At 61.1% G+C, this 16919-nt stretch carries 21 protein-coding genes; 13 read left to right on the forward strand and 8 right to left on the reverse strand.

Annotated features, from left to right (window positions below):
• Positions 1 to 9: 9 nt before the first annotated feature.
• From LVY75_07705 to LVY75_07720, 4 genes are all read left to right on the forward strand, one after another.
• On the forward strand, positions 10 to 1383 hold the full coding sequence (locus LVY75_07705; protein XAZ20013.1) for a hypothetical protein: 1374 nt from the start codon (positions 10 to 12) through the stop codon (positions 1381 to 1383).
• The gene (locus LVY75_07710) at positions 1367 to 1894 is read left to right on the forward strand and encodes a DUF2249 domain-containing protein (protein XAZ20014.1); all 528 of its coding nucleotides are present in this window, start codon (positions 1367 to 1369) and stop codon (positions 1892 to 1894) included. The genes LVY75_07705 and LVY75_07710 overlap by 17 nt, the downstream gene beginning before the upstream one ends.
• Positions 1881 to 2186 (forward strand): metal-sulfur cluster assembly factor, encoded by a 306-nt coding sequence (locus LVY75_07715; protein XAZ20015.1) that lies wholly within the window; start codon positions 1881 to 1883, stop codon positions 2184 to 2186. The genes LVY75_07710 and LVY75_07715 overlap by 14 nt, the downstream gene beginning before the upstream one ends.
• Positions 2187 to 2290: 104 nt before the next feature.
• Positions 2291 to 2593: a DUF6522 family protein gene (locus LVY75_07720; protein XAZ20016.1), complete on the forward strand. Its 303-nt coding sequence runs from the start codon at positions 2291 to 2293 to the stop codon at positions 2591 to 2593.
• A 42-nt stretch (positions 2594 to 2635) separates the two neighbouring features.
• Here LVY75_07720 and LVY75_07725 read toward each other — a convergent pair whose 3' ends face one another.
• Positions 2636 to 3853, reverse strand: a complete 1218-nt coding sequence (locus tag LVY75_07725; GenBank protein XAZ20017.1) for an NnrS family protein — start codon at positions 3851 to 3853, stop codon at positions 2636 to 2638.
• 200 nt (positions 3854 to 4053) lie between these two features.
• Between LVY75_07725 and nirK the strand changes: the two genes are divergently transcribed.
• From nirK to LVY75_07740, 3 genes are all read left to right on the forward strand, one after another.
• Entirely contained in the window at positions 4054 to 5202 is a 1149-nt protein-coding gene (gene nirK, locus LVY75_07730; GenBank protein ID XAZ20018.1) for a copper-containing nitrite reductase, read from the forward strand.
• 82 nt (positions 5203 to 5284) lie between these two features.
• Positions 5285 to 6247: a formylglycine-generating enzyme family protein gene (locus tag LVY75_07735; protein XAZ20019.1), complete on the forward strand. Its 963-nt coding sequence runs from the start codon at positions 5285 to 5287 to the stop codon at positions 6245 to 6247.
• Positions 6237 to 6932, forward strand: a complete 696-nt coding sequence (locus tag LVY75_07740) for a Crp/Fnr family transcriptional regulator (protein ID XAZ20020.1) — start codon at positions 6237 to 6239, stop codon at positions 6930 to 6932. The genes LVY75_07735 and LVY75_07740 overlap by 11 nt, the downstream gene beginning before the upstream one ends.
• Positions 6933 to 6998: 66 nt before the next feature.
• Here LVY75_07740 and LVY75_07745 read toward each other — a convergent pair whose 3' ends face one another.
• From LVY75_07745 to LVY75_07765, 5 genes are all read right to left on the reverse strand, one after another.
• Positions 6999 to 7286, reverse strand: a complete 288-nt coding sequence (locus LVY75_07745; protein XAZ20021.1) for a hypothetical protein — start codon at positions 7284 to 7286, stop codon at positions 6999 to 7001.
• A gap of 341 nt (positions 7287 to 7627) precedes the next feature.
• On the reverse strand, positions 7628 to 9007 hold the full coding sequence (locus LVY75_07750) for a 4Fe-4S binding protein (protein ID XAZ20022.1): 1380 nt from the start codon (positions 9005 to 9007) through the stop codon (positions 7628 to 7630).
• Positions 9004 to 9858, reverse strand: coding sequence for an FTR1 family protein (locus LVY75_07755; protein XAZ20023.1), 855 nt, complete (start codon positions 9856 to 9858; stop codon positions 9004 to 9006). Before LVY75_07755 ends, LVY75_07750 begins: the two co-directional genes overlap by 4 nt.
• Entirely contained in the window at positions 9855 to 10154 is a 300-nt protein-coding gene (locus tag LVY75_07760; GenBank protein ID XAZ21357.1) for a cupredoxin domain-containing protein, read from the reverse strand. Before LVY75_07760 ends, LVY75_07755 begins: the two co-directional genes overlap by 4 nt.
• Before the next feature lie 47 nt (positions 10155 to 10201).
• Entirely contained in the window at positions 10202 to 10744 is a 543-nt protein-coding gene (locus LVY75_07765) for an iron transporter (protein ID XAZ20024.1), read from the reverse strand.
• A gap of 217 nt (positions 10745 to 10961) precedes the next feature.
• Between LVY75_07765 and LVY75_07770 the strand changes: the two genes are divergently transcribed.
• On the forward strand, positions 10962 to 11642 hold the full coding sequence (locus LVY75_07770; protein ID XAZ20025.1) for an NnrU family protein: 681 nt from the start codon (positions 10962 to 10964) through the stop codon (positions 11640 to 11642).
• Here the strand turns inward: LVY75_07770 and LVY75_07775 are convergent.
• Positions 11597 to 12235, reverse strand: a complete 639-nt coding sequence (locus LVY75_07775; GenBank protein ID XAZ20026.1) for a UbiX family flavin prenyltransferase — start codon at positions 12233 to 12235, stop codon at positions 11597 to 11599. The genes LVY75_07770 and LVY75_07775 overlap by 46 nt on opposite strands.
• Complete coding sequence (locus LVY75_07780) at positions 12219 to 13727, reverse strand: UbiD family decarboxylase (protein XAZ20027.1); 1509 nt, start codon at positions 13725 to 13727, stop codon at positions 12219 to 12221. The genes LVY75_07775 and LVY75_07780 overlap by 17 nt, the downstream gene beginning before the upstream one ends.
• Before the next feature lie 122 nt (positions 13728 to 13849).
• On the opposite strand from LVY75_07780, the gene LVY75_07785 reads away from it, so the two are divergent.
• From LVY75_07785 to LVY75_07805, 5 genes are read left to right on the forward strand one after another with little or no spacing between them, the layout of a single operon-like run.
• Positions 13850 to 14335 carry an SCP2 sterol-binding domain-containing protein gene (locus LVY75_07785; protein XAZ20028.1) on the forward strand — a complete coding sequence of 162 codons (486 nt, stop codon included), beginning with the start codon at positions 13850 to 13852 and terminating at the stop codon, positions 14333 to 14335.
• Entirely contained in the window at positions 14326 to 15303 is a 978-nt protein-coding gene (locus LVY75_07790; protein XAZ20029.1) for a U32 family peptidase, read from the forward strand. The genes LVY75_07785 and LVY75_07790 overlap by 10 nt, the downstream gene beginning before the upstream one ends.
• A 3-nt stretch (positions 15304 to 15306) precedes the next feature.
• Positions 15307 to 16224: a U32 family peptidase gene (locus tag LVY75_07795; protein XAZ20030.1), complete on the forward strand. Its 918-nt coding sequence runs from the start codon at positions 15307 to 15309 to the stop codon at positions 16222 to 16224.
• Positions 16221 to 16643: a hypothetical protein gene (locus tag LVY75_07800; GenBank protein ID XAZ20031.1), complete on the forward strand. Its 423-nt coding sequence runs from the start codon at positions 16221 to 16223 to the stop codon at positions 16641 to 16643. The genes LVY75_07795 and LVY75_07800 overlap by 4 nt, the downstream gene beginning before the upstream one ends.
• Entirely contained in the window at positions 16640 to 16846 is a 207-nt protein-coding gene (locus tag LVY75_07805) for a hypothetical protein (protein ID XAZ20032.1), read from the forward strand. The genes LVY75_07800 and LVY75_07805 overlap by 4 nt, the downstream gene beginning before the upstream one ends.
• Positions 16847 to 16919: the final 73 nt, after the last annotated feature.

The following is a 16919-nucleotide window of genomic DNA, read 5'->3' on the forward strand; positions in this document are numbered from 1 at the left end:
GGACGCGCCATGATGCCAGTAGGCACGACCCTGTCGCGGTGGACGATGTCGTATTTCGGCGCGGCGCTGTCTTACCTGCTGCTGGCAGAGTGCCTGCTGGCAGCCGGCGTCTGGACGCCTTCTCTTGGTATCGCCGAGCCTGGAGCGCTTGCCATCGTGCACGCCGTGACGCTCGGATGGCTTCTGCTTCTCATGATCGGCTCGTTGCTTCAGTTCGCGCCGGTCCTGACAGGCAATGACAGGTCCGCCAGCCGCTTCGATCCGATCGTTTTCGCCGGCATGGTCGTCGGTCCGGCACTTCTCATGCTGGGATTTTATTTGATCGGCCTCGGTTCCTCCGCGGCCGGTTCGGTGATGATTGTAGCGTCCGCCGCGATTTCAACCTCCATCGCTGCTGTTTCGCTATCCTTATCTGCCCTACTCTGGCGAGGAAGACGCGTGCATGCCGCCTCCCTTATCGTCCTCGTTGGTATCGGATGCCTACTCGTCACAACGGCCTTCGGCGCCCTTTTCGCGCTGACGATCTCCGGTCAGATGGAAACACCGGCAATCGTTGCCTATGGCATGGAAGCCGTGGCTTACCATGCGAGTTTCGGCCTCGGCGGATGGATGACCCTTGCGGCGATCGGCGTCAGTTATAAGCTGCTTCCGATGTTCCTGCTGTCCGACGACATGCGCAAGGTCCAGTTCGTTCGCCGAGCGAGCACACTGTCGGTTGTGTTCCTGTCGGTGGCAGCGATCGCCGCCGCCGTCGAACCCGATTTTGCACGCGTGGTTTTCCTGTCGGCCGCGGTGCTGTTTGGGCTGATCGTAGCCGCCTATCTCTTCGAAATTTACGGAACATATCGCGCCAGGCGCCGCCCCACGCTCGAGCTGAATACGCTGGGATCGCTGCCGGCCTTCGCGATGCTCGGCCTCTCCGTCTCCCTTCTTGCGTTGTCCCTTTTCCTCAATGCCGAGACGCGTATCGTATCGGCGATCGTCTATCTTTTCGTGTTCGGCTGGCTCACCGGCTTCGGTCTCGCCCAGCTCCTGAAGATCGTTCCATTCCTGACCTGGATCGAAGCCTTCGGTCCGCTTCTTGGCCGCAGACCGACGCCGAAGCTTGGCGAACTGATCAACGGGCGCCGCGCCGGCGTCTGGCTTGGCATCTTCTACGTTTCGGTATTCGGCGCCGCGGCCGCGCTCTGCGCTGGATGGGACTTGGGTTTTCGTGTGTTCGCGATCGTTCAAACCGCATCGACGCTCGCTCTTATCGTCGAGCTGGTGCTCGCCCGCGCGCTCGCGAATGTAGAACCAGAGATCAAGACCGCACCCTTTCACAAACCGGCGCTGTTCGTCGCCGCAAACCACAGAGGTAACGCCAATGGTTCAGTTCCGTGAACTCGACGTCCGACAGATCCTGCGCGATGGCGGCATGCCATTCCAGCTCATCATGGACACGTTCGCCGGCCTCGATCCAGATGAGGGTCTGAAGCTGCGCGCAATATTCGAGCCCGTCCCTTTGATCCGCCAGCTCGAAAAGCGCGGCTATTCACATGTCGCAAAGCGTCTGGCAGACGATGACTGGGAAATCGATTTCGTCCCGAACAAGCCCATTCAGCAATCGGAACCCGCTATCGCCGCGACGGAAGCGGTCTGGCCCGAGCCAGTCTGGAACCTCGATCTGACCGACCTTGCGCCACCGGAGCCGATGGAGCGCATTCTCTCCCGGCTGGAGACAATGGACGACGGCGAGGTTCTGTTTGCTCTTCTCAACCGGGAACCCGTCTTCCTCTTCAACGAATTGAAAGCACGGGGTCACGAATGGATCGGCAACTTCGATTCGTCCGGCAAGACCTACCGAATCATGATCAGGACGACCACGGGAGATCAGAACAATGCTGGTGCCTGAGGTGACGCAACAGGACGTGCGCAATGCGCTGCGCGAGATAGAAGACCCCGAAATGGGAACGAGCATCGTCGATCTCGGCCTTATCTACGAAATCGATGTCACCGAGCCTGCGGTCGTGAAGATCAAGATGACCACGACCACCCGCTTCTGTCCTGCGTCCGGCTATATCGCCGACGCGGCGCGTCAGCGCATCGAGGATATTGCCGGCGTAAGCCGAGCCGTCGTCGACCTTGTCTACGAACCGGCCTGGTCGCCTGACATGGTATCGCTCTTCGGCCTGCCGAAGGCCTGAGGCTTTGCAATCACGTTTTCCCATGGCGGACCGATCGCCCGACGAGCAGGATTGCACATCGAGTAGGTACGGCCAGTCTGCCCTCCCATTTGATTGGAAAGGCCATGAGCGAAGACTTTGCGGATAGGACGAGCCTATTTGGATTGCAGACAGACGGCAGCCCCATCGTCGACGCTGCCGTGCTCGCAGGGCGCTTCGGCCTTACGCCCGACCTCCTGCTGGATCATCTGCGCCGGGGTTTTGTCCGCTCGAGAGTGGAGATCGGCGCCGGTGACGACGCCGGCAAGCGGCGTCTTTCCGTCCGTATCGGCAATCGGGTCTGGATTGCGATCGTCAACGAGGACGGCTGTGTGCTCAGCGAAGAAATGCAGTTTTCGGGCATGGTGCCGGGAGGCGAGCGCAGCTGAACGAAAAAGGCCGCTCGTGCGGCCTTTTCGATGCCGGCAATGTCACCCTCCCCTCATCGTCAGAGGCTTGCGCCCCGACCATAGGAGCGGCGTATGTTCCACCACGAACAATCCGAAAGCCGCCGTCCAGCCGATCGCGGCGACCGCAAGGATCTCGGTGCTCAGCGCCGGGATGAGTTCGGCGAGCGGCCGAACGAGGGCAACACAGCCAAGCAGGACATAGGAAATATTGGTCATCCGGCTCGATTTCAGTTTCCGCCCGGTATGGCCGCGTGTTGCCCTTGTCATCACTGCGAGCATCATCATCGAAATCGTGCCGATCGCGAAGACATGCAGCACGGCCACTTCGGGCAGCCACCCTGCGGCTTGAAGCGAAATGGCGGCAAAACCGAACGGTACGAACAGGAAAGTGGCGTGCAGGACGAACAGGATGGGTTCCCGCCAGGTGGTCCAGCCGCGCCAGCGAACAAGCCTCATCATGTTGAGGACCGCCGCGACACCCGCCGTCCCGCACGTTGCCGTCGAATCCGGTGCGCACGCCCACAGGACAAACGCGACAGCCCCGATGATGATGGTTGCCGCATCGAAACTGTTATACGGCACCGGAAAGTCCGTACGGCCGAACTGATTGATCCAGTTGCGGGTGAAACTCGGCAAAATCCTGCCCCCGACGATGGTCACGAGCAGCACGTAGGCACCTATTCCGAAACGTATCGCCAGTTCCGGACCTGCGCCGTCGATGACCTCGATGTGGAAAAGCCCATTTGCGAGCGAAAGGACGAAAAGCCCGGCGATGACCTTCAAGTCCTTCCATTTTTTTCCAGCCACGACCTCGCGCGCGCAGATGAGGAGCATCACCGGCAGGAACAGGCTGTCGACGGCGGCAGCCGGCACGATCCCGATCGAGCCGCTGAGCAACATGGTGATACGGCCGGCGCACCAGATCGCAAACAGCACCGCCAGCGGCCTGCCCGCGATCGGCAGGCGTCCGGTCCAGTTCGGGATCGCGGTCAGCAGGAAGCCGGCCAGAACGGCTGGCGCGAAACCGAACAGCATCTCATGCGCATGCCAGTACAATGTCCCATAGTCCAATGCGACGGGAACGCCGAAGCTGAGATAGGCCATCCATAGGGCTATGCTTGCGATGGCCCAAAGCGCCGATGCCAGAAAGAAGGGCCGGAAGCCGTAGGAGAAGAGCACCGGTCCGGTTCGCGACATGCCGCGCGGAAGATCTCGCGTGGCATCCGAAGTGTTTTTCATTTCCGTGTCTCCAAATTGACGACACAGCAATGCAAAAGTTTCTCGGGGTAGTCGTTGAGATTACGCAAATAGCGGCAGCAGAACTTTGCGCTGACACAAACAGTCAGTTTGCTCCAAATCAAAGAGTCCAGCGGAGTTTCTACTACCTTCCTTCTCGACCGGGCGGCATTCGCTCGCTCTTCGACTACGGGAGATTAGAAATGACGAATACTCTGCAAATGACCCGTCGCACGATGCTTGCGGGCGCTGCTGTCGCAGGAGCGCTGACGCCCATCATCATCGCGAATAACGCTGCCCATGCCGACGAGGTGGTGGCAGCGAACACGCCCAAGAAGGCGCCGACCGTCGACTTCACCAAGCTTCAGCGCGAGAAGGTCGAATTGGTCAAGCCGCCCTTCGTCCACCCCCACAGCCAGAAAGCCGAGGGTGGGGCGAAGATCAAGGAATTCACGCTGACCATCCAGGAAAAGAAGATGGTGCTCGACAAGGACGGGACCGAGGTGAACGCGATGACGTTCGACGGTTCGGTGCCTGGTCCGATGATGGTCGTGCACCAGGACGATTATGTGGAACTGACACTGGTCAATCCTGAAACGAACACGATGCAGCACAATATCGACTTCCACGCCGCAACCGGCGGGCTTGGCGGCGGCGCATTGACGGTCGTCGGCCCCGGCGAAAGCACCGTCCTGCGCTTCAAGGCGACGAAGGCAGGCGTCTTCGTCTACCACTGCGCGCCTCCCGGCATGGTACCCTGGCATGTCACGTCGGGGATGAACGGCGCAATCATGGTTCTTCCACGTGAAGGTCTTACCGACGGTCACGGAAAACCCCTCGTCTACGACAAGATCTACTATGTCGGCGAGCAGGACTTCTACATCCCGCGCGATGAGGACGGCAAATTCAAGAAATATGACAGTCCCGGCGAGGCCTACGAGGATACGCTTGCCGTCATGAAGACGCTGACCCCCACCCATATCGTTTTCAACGGCGCCGTCGGCGCGCTGACGGGCGACAATGCCATGACCGCCAAGGTCGGTGAGACCGTGCTCATCGTCCATTCGCAGGCCAATCGCGATACGCGGCCGCATCTCATCGGCGGCCATGGCGAATATGTCTGGGCGACCGGCAAATTTGCGAACGTGCCCGACGTGGACCAGGAGACCTGGTTCATCCCGGGCGGCACGGCGGGTGCTGCGCTCTACACCTTCGCGCAGCCGGGCATCTACGCCTATGTCAACCACAACCTCATCGAGGCATTCGAACTCGGTGCGGCTGCCCACTTCAAGGTCACCGGGGACTGGAACGACGATCTGATGACTTCGGTGAAGTCGCCGTCGGCCAGCTGACCTTGATGGGACTGTGCAGGCCGTGAGGGCGGCCTGCACAGTTTGTTTTCTCTAAAAAGGGGGCGCATGTTGCGAAAAGGACATGACACCGCACGCCGAGACTGCAGGAGTTTCCGGCATTTCAATCGCACTTCCACTTGTGCTTCTTGCGGTCCTTTCCGCAACGCTTGCGGTTGAGGCGGGGCTCGTGAACATCGGGCGGCGCGACGCTGCATTTGCTGCTCCCGAGGTGGTCACAATTGTACCCCACGAATTCCAGTACCGCGACGCGACCGAGTATTTCCGCAGCGGCCTGGCTGTCGACGCGCCGAAGCATAAGGTCCGTGTCCGGATGCCTCTGACGATCATGAGATATCAGACCAGCCTTTCCGAATATGACCGTTGCGTGGCCGACGGCGCCTGCCCTGAGCCGGAGGGACGAAGCGCGACCGCCGGCAACGACACGCCGGTCACCGGTGTCAGTTACGAGGATGCCCTGCGCTATGCGAGCTGGCTGTCGCAGAAGACGGACGAACATTGGCGACTTCCGACCGACTTCGAACTCGCCTACGCTGCGGCCGACCGTTTTCCCGATGATGCACTCGGCATCGAGGCGGACAGCAAAAACCCTGCGTTGCGCTGGCTTGCAGACTATGAACGCGAGGCACGGCGCACCGCTTCGAGCGACCCGGCTCCGCAGCCAAGAGGATCGTTCGGCGTGAGCCAGACCGGCCTTGCCGATTTCGGCGGGAACATCTGGGAATGGACCTCGACCTGCAACAGGCGCATCGACCTCGACAAGCAAGCCATTGTCGACGAGCCTGATCCGGCGAATTGCGGCATCATGATCGCCGCCGGCAGGCACCGCGCTCCGATGAGCACCTTTGTGAGAAATCCCAAAGGCGGCGGATGCTCGGTCGGCAGCCCCCCGGACAATCTCGGTTTCCGGCTCGTCCGCCGACCAGGCCTCCTTGAGAGTATCGAAGACTTCACCCGCAGCGCCATGACCGATATGATCGGCGGCGCCATTTTCAGAGGAGTTCAGCGGGGCGACGATGAAAGTTGACCGTATAGTTTTGAAGTCACTGCCGCTTTTCGAGCGCACGACGGATGCCGATCTCGACGCCATGCTCGAGCACGCCACACCGCGCCGTATCGCCCAGGGCGATGCGGTATTCGAGCAGGGAGCACCCGCAAAATCGTTCTTCCTGCTGTTGCACGGCAGGCTCAAGGTCACGCAGGTCACGCATGACGGCCAGCAGATCATCGTCAGGATGGTCCATCCGGGCGACCTGTTCGGCTTCGCCATGGCGCTGCGCCGACAGGATTATCCGGGCACGGCCACAGCCGCCGCGGAAAGTCTCATCCTCGGATGGCCGACCGACATGTGGTCACGGTTCGTCGAGCAAAATCCCCGACTGGCGATGACCGCGATGCAGACGATCGGCCAGCGGCTTGAGGAGGCGCACACGCGCATCCGCGAGATGTCGACCGAAGAAGTGGAAAAGCGGGTTGCCCATGCCGTGCTGCGCCTGTCCAAACAAGCCGGCAAGCCGGTCGGAACGGCGATCAAAATCGATTTCCCGATTTCGCGGCAGGATATTGCTGAAATGACGGGCACGACGCTGCATACAGTGTCGCGAATCCTGAGTGCCTGGGAAGGCAAGGGCATCGTCGAGGGTGGCAGGCAGAAGCTGACGGTCACCGATCCGCAGCGTCTTCTAAGACTTGCTGAAGGCGAAGACGACTAACGGTCACGCGGCACACTGCCCGGAAGGATTTGAACCGAGCCCGGTCCCGTCGTGGCTTGGCTTGCCCTAGTGGAAGGTGTCGTGCGACGCCTTCCACGCCTCGATATCGTCCTTCGATACCCTTATCCGGGAAAATGACGAGTGCGGCTGCAGGCGCATCTTGGAGGCGGCGATTTCGCATATCGTTCTGACATGCTCCTGCAGTCTTGTCTCATCGGCGCGCGGCGGATTGCTGATCTCCCGCAAGGCATCGCGATCGACGATGACCACGCGCTGTGCGCCCTCGTGCTCCATCAGCACGACACCTGTTTCTCCGGAAGATTTCAGAAATGCAGTGATGAACCTCGGCAACATCCAGGCTTCCTCCTCTTTCGTCCACGATGGACCAGAGCATAGCGGCTGGTGTTTCGACGTCTTTGATGTCCATCAAAGAGAAAGAAGGCCGAACACCGTAAAACTCAGCCGATGGTTCGCGGCGAGTGGTCGCGTTTCGGACATAAGGAAAGGAATGCCGGTGCCTACATCGCAAAAGCCCTTCATCGTCGAAATCAAAAGACGCCGACGCCGTCGTCCGGCTCGCCACGTTGACCTCACCAAGAGCCCGCCTGACAAGATATCCGACACGGTCAGGCCCGCCGGTTTTGCCTCGCGCAGCTTGCACACTCCAGGTCTGGCATCGTGACCGGTGCAGCACGTCAACTCAGAAAGGCTGCAATCCAGGCGATCGAGAAAGACGTAATCGGAACGGCCATGATCAGTGTCGCCAACACTCTGTTGGCAAGACGCGTGTCGTAAAAGACACCGATCCGGAAGACCAAGGCTGCGGACCAGGCGGCCGCAGCAAGAACAATACCGCCGCGAAACTGATCCGAATAGGGTATGACGACGCCGTCGGAGCGCAACTGCGAGACGGTCAGCGAAAGCAGCCCGCTGAAGAGACAGGCCGCAGCAAGCGGAATGAGCGCCTGGACAATATGGTGAGGAAAACGCCCCCTCACCCGAAGGATTCTTGCGCATACCACAACGGGAATGCCGAACATCAGCGTGGCCGCGGCGATCGAAACCGACAGAAGGATCAGGAGCGTCAAGGCATCCACCGGTGACATGACGTCATTCGCCAGGGGATAGTCGGTCAGCATCCACCAAGGCAAACGCTGCGAAAGCGGCCAGACCAGATGCAGATCGAGGCATCGCTCCACCAGCCACAGGCGGATCACCTGGAAGAGGCCGCTATCGGACCAATGCAAGGCGGCTGGAACCAACCCGAGCAGAACCGGCACGATCAGAATTGTCTCCCACATGGTCGCAAGCCGGCCCGACCCGTGGACGATGTCGCTCGCCGGATTGCGCCAGCAAAGCCGGATCGCTCCGCGATAACCGGAGCACCGGCCGCACATGTGGCAAGCGCTAGCGCCTTGCATGGTCTTGATGGGGATGAGCGGCGCGCAATTGACGGCGTTCGACCGTCCCTGCTGCCCGATGCGCCAGCTGTCGGGGTCAACACGGAAATGCAAAGGCGCGATTTTCGAAACGGTCCCGAATACGCCGTTGACCGGGCACAGAAACCGGCACCAGACCCTTTTTGCCTTTCCATAGCGCGCGCCGATGACAATGGCTGCGAAGGTCGAGCCGCCAAGCAGCAGTGCGGCGGGCCTCGGATACTGGTAGATGCTTGTCAGCTGCCCATAGACCGTAGTCGAGACGAAGGACACGACCGGCCAGCCGGACCATCTCATCCATCCCGGAATTGCCCGCCCGGCGCCGCGCTGGCTGGCAAATTCCGAAAGCGCACCTTCCGGGCACAGGATCCCGCACCAGAAGCGGCCCACCAACGCGGTGGCAAGGATGATGAACGGCCACCAGACACCCCAGAAGACAAACTGTGCGAAGCGCACGGCATTGCTCCACACATAATCGGTGTGCGTGGGAAGCGGCAGCAGGAGCGGAACCGTCAGAAGCACCGCATAGAGTGCCACCATTACCCATTGAAGACGCCGGATAGCCGCCTGATGGCGGAGAAGGACATCACCGAACCTGGCAACAAGTGCCGGTGCGGCGCGAAGAGAAGACGTCATGCAGGCGCCTTGCCGGTCAGAGGAGGTGCATAGGCCAGAGACGCGATCAGCCAGTAGAAGCCGATGCTCAGAAGAGGAAGAAGCTCCGGCCGGGCGCGATAGCCCACCAGACCGGCGAGAAAGGCGCCGAAACCGCTGCCATCATTGAGCAACCGGCTTGAATCCCACAGTGGTTCCGTCATCGGCGAAAGAATTCCAAGCGAAATCACCTTGTCGACGACAAGCATGGTCAGCCCGCTTCCAAGGATCAGGAGCAGCACCTCGCTGACGCGCGAAAGCACCGTCCTGGAGATCAATTTCGACCCGGCTTTAAACGCCCAGAAGCTGATCGAGGCAAGCACGAAGCCAGACAGGCCCGCGGCGACGACGAAACCGGCCTGCCAGCCTTGCGACGAAGCCATCAGTCCGAACAGGAAGACAACCGTCTCCGCACCCTCCCGGGCCACCGCAAGCGCTGCCAGCGTGGCAAGCCCGAGCCAGTTACCGGTCTTTACGTGCCGGACGGCCCTGTTTGCGAGATCTCCGGTCTGGCCACGTTCCATCGCGCGCATCCAGAATACCATTCTGAGCATGAGGACAGCGGCGAATGCTGCCATGATCATCTGCAGGATATCCTCGCCATCCCCTTCCAGGATATCGCTCGCCCTGCTCACGATCAGCGCCAGCATCAGGGCGAGCGCGAGGCCGGCGCCAGCGCCGGCAAGGATCCAACTGGTTGCCCGTCCACGTGTCGCCGGCGCCGCCCTCGCGGACCACGTCAACAGTATCCCCACAACCAGCAAGGCTTCGAAGCTTTCCCGCCAGACCACCGAAGCGATCTCGAATGTCTGCAGAGTGAGATCCGCGCTCATCGGGCGACCAGCGCTGCAGGAGGCATGTCGAGATGGAAATCATCGAAGAAGGCATAGTTCCCTTCGCGCAATGAGCGGAACACGAGGAAACTCGATGCACCGGGTGCGAGAACCTTCTCTTTGCGCAGCGGAATGCTCTCGAACTCGATCGGGGTCGAACCGTCATTGTGGAGTTCGAGCTTGAAACGGGTGTTCGCAGGCACCTCGATGACCGATGGTGAGACGACGCCATTGCTGAAATGAACCTCGAAAACCGTATCTTCTTCTTCGGCGAAGGCGGTCTGACAAGGTGCCATCAGCGCGGCTGCAGCCAGCAGCCGCATCAACCAGCCGATGGCGCGCATCAATAACCGCCCTTCTTGCCAATGCCGGCGAAAACGAAGTCGAATTTCAGCGCAAAAGCGCCGGGCCAGGGAGCAACGCCTGTCTCCTTGTCGACGTGGCGTCCGAAAGACATCTCGCCGTGACCGCCCGGATGAACGTTGAGCTCCAGCTGATAGCGGCCCGGTCCCGACAGCTTGACGTTGTCGCCGTAATGCGGCCCGTCGCTCGCGACCATGGGCTCCAGCGATCCGACTTGCTCCTCACCATTGTCGAGGTTCCTGACCGTGTATTCCACATGCAGGTTGGGAAGCCAGTCGCCTTCCGCAAAGCCATTTGCATTTTCGGCAGTCGCGTGGATGTCCGCCTCCAGATGAATGTCGGACTCCGCTGCAGCACGCATCATGCCGGGCGGATCCATCTCGATCGGCTGCAGGTAGACCGCTGCGACTTCCATGCCCGCTGCGATCTGAGGTGAGCCGATCGGATATTCGGCAGCCTTCAGGGCAAGCGGCATTGCGATGAGAACGAGAGGAGCGGCGAATAGGCTGGCAGCGCGGAGCATGATGGCAATCCCTAAAGATGAGTGTTGCCGTCACGTTTAACAGCGCGATCGCCCTGCTCTTTGCGCTGGCGCAAAGATGCGCGGTTTAGCGTCGGGCAGGCCTTTGCCGGCCGCACGCGACCCAAATCTCATCAACGGGTCGCCCATTGCTTGACTCTGGTCAAAGCTGTGGCGGGCCGTGACCGATACATCACCTTCGCCAAAGGGGGAAAATCACGTGATCCAGTTCGTCAGCGCGTTTGGTGTCTTTCTCATGCTGCATTCGATCCCGGCGATCCCGAACATTCGCCTTCGTATCATCCGGTCGATCGGCAAGCCGACCTATATCCTTGGCTATTCCGTTGTCTCGCTCGCGGCGCTGGTCTGGCTCTTTTCCGCAGCACTTGCCCTCGACTATGTCCCGCTGTGGGAACTGCGTCCCTGGCATGCGGCGATGACCTTCCTGCTCGCGCCGGTCGGGTGTTTTCTCGTGCTTGCCGGTCTGATGAGCGCAAATCCCCTGTCCATATCGATCCGCTCGGCGGGGCCGGCCGGAGCGGTTTCGCAAATCACCCGACATCCCGTGCAATGGGGATTTGCTCTCTGGGCACTCGGCCATGTCGTCGCCAACGGGGACTTGCGTTCGCTTCTCTTGTTCGGAGGTCTCGGGCTTTTCGCACTCGCCGGCATTCCGATGGCCGAGCGCCGGGCGAGAAAGCGTCTCGGCGCTCACTGGGAGGTCTACGCCGCGCAGACATCCGTCTGGCCCCTGGCGGCGTTTGTTTCCGGGGTCCGGCCGAAATCGGACACGGCGCTTGTGGCAGCAGCGGTGGCCACGATCGCGCTGGTCGCCTGGCTGCTCCTTGCGGGCGGTCACGCCCTGCTCTTTGGCGCCGACCCGATTTCCATCTTCGGCTGATTGAAGTCCGCCTCGCCGGACCAGGCGCTTGCCAGCGGCGCGACCGGCAGGCCCAGGAGATCGACGGCGCGACGGGCAAGATGATCTACGATCTCCTGCACCGACTGCGGGCGATTGTAGAAGGCGGGGACCGGCGGCATCACGATCCCGCCCATTTCGGTAACTGATGTCATGTTGCGCAGATGCCCGAGATGCAGGGGCGTCTCTCGCGTCATCAGCACAAGCCGTCGCCTCTCCTTGAGTTGGACATCGGCGGCACGCGCAACAAGGCTCGTAGAAAGGCCGGTTGAAATTGCGGCCAGCGTCTTCATCGAGCAAGGCGCAACGATCATTCCCGCGACAGGAAACGAGCCGCTGGCAATGGTCGCGCCGATATCGCCATTGTCGTAGCTTCTGTAGGCCTTTGGCAGCATCCCGTCATGGGCGTCGGCCCCAGCCTCGTGCAAAAGGGTCCGCTTGCCGCTTTGCGTGACGACGAGATGGACCCGCACGCCGAGCCCGCACAAGAGATCGAGGACAGCAAGGCCAATAGCCGCGCCTGAGGCTCCAGTAACCGCCAGTACGACGTCGCGCTGCTCATGAAACGATGTCACGTTTGATCCTTTCCCATGTTGTTGCTGCGCGCGCCGCAATGTCTGACGGCATGCGCAGTTCGCGACCCCATTCGCGGTCGCTCTCCGGCCCGATCTTGCGGGTGGCGTCGAGGCCCATCTTCGTTCCGAGACCCGGTCGAGGTGACGCGAAATCGAGATAATCGATCGGCGTGTTTTCGAGGACCGTCAGGTCACGCGACGCGTCGAACCGCGTGGACACGGCCCACATGACATCCTCCCAGCTCCTCACGCCGATATCGGCATCGACCACGATGATCAGCTTGGTGTAGTTGAACTGCGACAGCATCGACCAGAGCCCCATCATCACCCTGCGCGCCTGTCCCGGATACCGCTTGTCGATGGAGACGACCGCCGTGCGGTAGGAGCAGGCCTCCGGCGGCAGCCAGAGATCGCAGATTTCAGGAAACTGTCGCCGCAGGATCGGGACGAACAGGTCTGTCATCGCCTCCCCGAGCCTGGAAGGCTCGTCCGGCGGGCGGCCGGTATAGGTCGAGAGGTAAACCGGCGAGCGACGGGTGGTGATGGCGCTCAGCCGGACGATCGGAAAGGGTTCGACGCTGTTGTAATAACCGGTGTGGTCGCCGTAGGGGCCTTCAGGCGCGGTTTCATCGATCGACACGTGCCCCTCCAGAATGATCTCGGCGCAAGCCGGCACGTCGAGCGGCACGGTCAGAGCGCTGACGACCTGCGTGCGCGCGCCACGCAGAAGACCGGCGAAGTTCAGTTCGCTCACGCCTTCGGGCAGGGGCATGACAGCGGCAAGCAGCGTCGCAGGGTCGGCGCCGATTGCGATCGCCACTGGCATGTCCTGACCGCGTCGCTGCCATTGGCGGAAGTGCTTTGCGCCGCCGCGATGGGCAAGCCAGCGCACGATCAGGGAGGAACGGTCGCGAACCTGCATCCGATAGATGCCGACGTTGACGTCGTCAGGATCGTCGGGATCGCAGGTTATCACCAACGGCCATGTCACCAGGGGGGCCGGCTCGCCTGGCCAGCACCATTGGACTGGAAGCATGCCGGTATCGATCTCGGCTCCACGGTGGACCACCTCCTGCGACAGGGCTGTGCGTCGATGCCTCGGCCGCATGCGACTTGCGGCCGTGAGCAGGGACAGCTTGCTCAAGGCGTCTGCAAGCGACTTCGGCGCAGAAGGGTTTCGAAGATCGGCGAGATCCTCTGCCAGTCTCCCGAGGCCACCCTGCCCAACCCCGAAACCAAGCTCTATGCGTTCCCTGGTGCCGAACAGATTGACGAGCACCGGGATGGGGCTGCGCCGTCCATCGGCGTCTATCGGTGCCTTTATGAGAAGGGCCGGCCCGTTTTCCTCAAGGACATGCTGATGCAGGGCTGTCAGCTCGTGGACGAGCGACACGGGTTCGTCGATCGACAGAAGCAGCCGGCGCTGCTCGAGCTCGCGAATGAAGGATTGCAGGTCGGCATGACGTTTGATCTTGGGCGCATCATTTAGCATGGGGATGCAATCGGCGAGGAAACCGCTCCTGTCTTTGTCTCAAAACAAACAGGGCGAATGCGACAGGCCCTAGGGTGCCACTCTCACGAGAAGAGGCCTCAATGCTTGTTCCATCCCGCTTGATGACCGCGGCCGGTATTGTGCCGTTGCCGATCGCGGCCCGCGCCGCATCCCTGCTGTTCGAGCAGGTGCTCAAATCCCACCCCCGGCTCTTCGACCGGCTCGGGGATTATCGATATTTGTGTTTTGGCTTTGCTCCCTCGGACCTTGCCTTCGAGTTCGTGATCCGGCCTGCCGGAGGCAGTATCCGAACCTTCCGGCGCGGGCGCGCGCCGGAAGCGGACGCCAGGATCAGTGGCCCCCTGCTCCTGATGCTCGGGCTTGCCGAGGGCCGCCTGGATGGTGATGCCGTCTTCTTTGCCCGCAAGCTTGCCGTGACAGGCAATATGGAAGCTGTGCTCGCACTTCGAAATGCGCTCGACGACAGCGGAATCGATCTGGTGAAACTGGCCGGAGACATGTCGGGGCCAATTCGCCGTCCCGTGATGGCGACACTCTCATCCATCCGGCGCCGTGCGCTCAAAGCCGAAGGTGCCAGATGGAACTGATATGCCCAGCAGGAACCCCCTCGTCCTTCAGAGAGGCCGTAGATGCGGGTGCGGACGCGGTTTATTGCGGCTTTCGCGACGAAACGAACGCCAGAAACTTCCCAGGTTTGAATTTTGATCTGCAGGAGCTCAGAGAGGCCGTTTCATATGCCCGCGCCCGAGGCGTCAAGACGTTCGTGGCACTGAACACATTCATGACGGCAGGGCGGGAAGATCTCTGGTATCGCCGGGCGCAGGAAGCAACCGATGCCAGGGCCGACGCGCTGATCGTCGCCGATTTCGGGCTGATGGCCCATGTTGCCGAACGTCATCCGCATCAACGCCTGCATATTTCCGTGCAGGCTTCGGCCTCCAATCCGGATGCTCTTGCCTATCTGGTCGAAAGTTTTGGCGCAGCGCGCGTTGTCCTTCCCCGAACCCTGACGGTCGCTGACATTTCCCGCATCGCCCGTCACGTGCCCTGCGAACTTGAAGTCTTCGTCTTCGGCGGCCTCTGCGTCATGGCGGAGGGACGCTGCTCGCTTTCCTCCTACGCCACCGGAAAATCACCCAACATGAACGGCGTCTGCTCGCCGGCAAGCCACGTTCGCTACCGGCAGGAGGGCACCGACATGGTATCGGAACTGGGCGGGTTTACGATCAACAGGTTCTCCGAGAAGGAACCGGCCGGCTATCCAACCCTCTGCAAGGGGCGCTTCGAAATCGGCAAGAGCAAGACCTACGCCTTCGAGGACCCGGTTTCTCTCGATGTCATGGACCAGCTGGACGAACTCCAGGCAGCCGGTGTCACAGCGCTGAAGGTAGAGGGGCGCCAACGCGGCAAGGCTTATATCTCGCAGGTCGTTTCGACGCTCCGCGCCACGATGGAAGCCGCACCCGCCGATCGTCCCGCACTCATGGCCCGTCTGAAGGCCCTCAGCGAGGGACTGGAGACGACGCATGGCGCCTATGAGAAGCGGTGGAGGTAAGAGATGAAGCTGACACTTGGCCCGCTCCAATATCTCTGGCCGACCGACCGATGGCGCGACTTCTATTTCGCGATCGCCGACGAAGCGCCTGTGGATGTCGTCGTTATCGGCGAGACGATCTGCTCGAAGCGCCTGCATTTCATGGAGGCCGAACTTGCTGTCGTCATCGAGCGGCTGGAGGCAGCAGGAAAAGAGGTCAGGCTCTCGACACTGGCGCTTGTTACGCTCGATCGCGAGGCGAATTATCAAAGGGCACTCGCTCAGGAGGATGTCAGGCTCGTCGAGGCCAATGATCTCTCCGCCCTCTATCTTCTGAAGGGACGGCCGCACGCCGTTGGACCGTTCATCAATGTCTATAATGCAGCGACAGCACGCGTTCTGGCATCCAATGGTGCGACGGCGATCTGCCTGCCGCCGGAACTTCCGGCCTCTTCCGTCGCCGCCATTGCCCGGACCTGTCCCGATCTGGATCTAGAAGTCTTCGCCTTCGGCCGCATGCCGCTCGCCATCTCCGCGCGCTGCGCTCACGCCCGCTCGAAAGGGCGAACCAAGGACAATTGCCAGTTCGTCTGCCAGGAGGATCCTGATGGCATCACGGTCAACACCATTTCAGGCCAGCCCTTTCTCGCCCTGAACGGCGTGCAGACGCTGTCGCATACATGCCAGGCCCTGCTCGAGCGATCCGACGAATGGACGGCACAGGGTGTCAGTTCGCTTCGGCTGTCGCCGCAGACCTGCGACATGGTCGAAGTATCCTCGACTTTTCGCGGGATGCTGAATGGAGCAATCGAGCCCGGGCAGGCGCTGACCAGGCTGCGCGATCTCTATCCGGACATTCCGCTATCGAACGGGTTTCACCACGGCAAGAGCGGCGCGGAATGGGTCGCGCGCCTGAGAAACGCAAAGGATTTGGCACAATGAAGATGAGACTGTCGGAAAGCGACGCTCCCGGCGACAGACGGATCTTCTCTGCTCTGCGTCAGATAAAGGCTTTTGCGAAGGACCCGGATTCCGACTGCAACTGCACCCTCATCATCGGTGAATTGCTCGCGCATCTGGTTCCAAGACAGAGAGCCGCCGTCGTGCAGGAGCTGTTCATGTCGGCGCTGCGCCAAAAAACGAAGGTCGGCACGCTCCTGGAACTTCTGAAGGAACTCGAGCAGTTTGGACCTGCCTCCGAAATCGGCGAGATCGAGGAAGCGGCTCTGATTTTCGACGATGTGGCAAAGCAGGCAAGAATGGGCTCTCAGCTTCTCAGAGCCTTCGTCGCCAATCGGCGAGACATTCTTGGTGCCCAGCAGACCCTTCTCGCGAAAGAGCCCGGGGAAATTCTATCATGAAGGCAGAAAACCGCCGGGATCGGCACGTCGACGTGCTCGAAGTCATAAGCTGTGGCGGCTCGCCCGGCGGGGAATCGCGCGCAGCTCTCGAAATGTTTCTCCTGCAGACACGGCCGACCCTCGCGCCGGAGCCGACTGCCGGCGACCAACTGAACGGTCTGCGTATTGGCGTCGATGAGGCGGGCGGGAAGCCACATCCGTGAAAGCCAGCCAGTGGTCGATCGGTATTGTCACCGACATCATCGCATTTGCGCCAGATCAATCACGGTCGAGGCT

The organism is Sinorhizobium sp. B11 (genome assembly GCA_039725955.1).
In the GTDB taxonomy this organism is placed as follows: Bacteria; Pseudomonadota; Alphaproteobacteria; order Rhizobiales; family Rhizobiaceae; genus Rhizobium.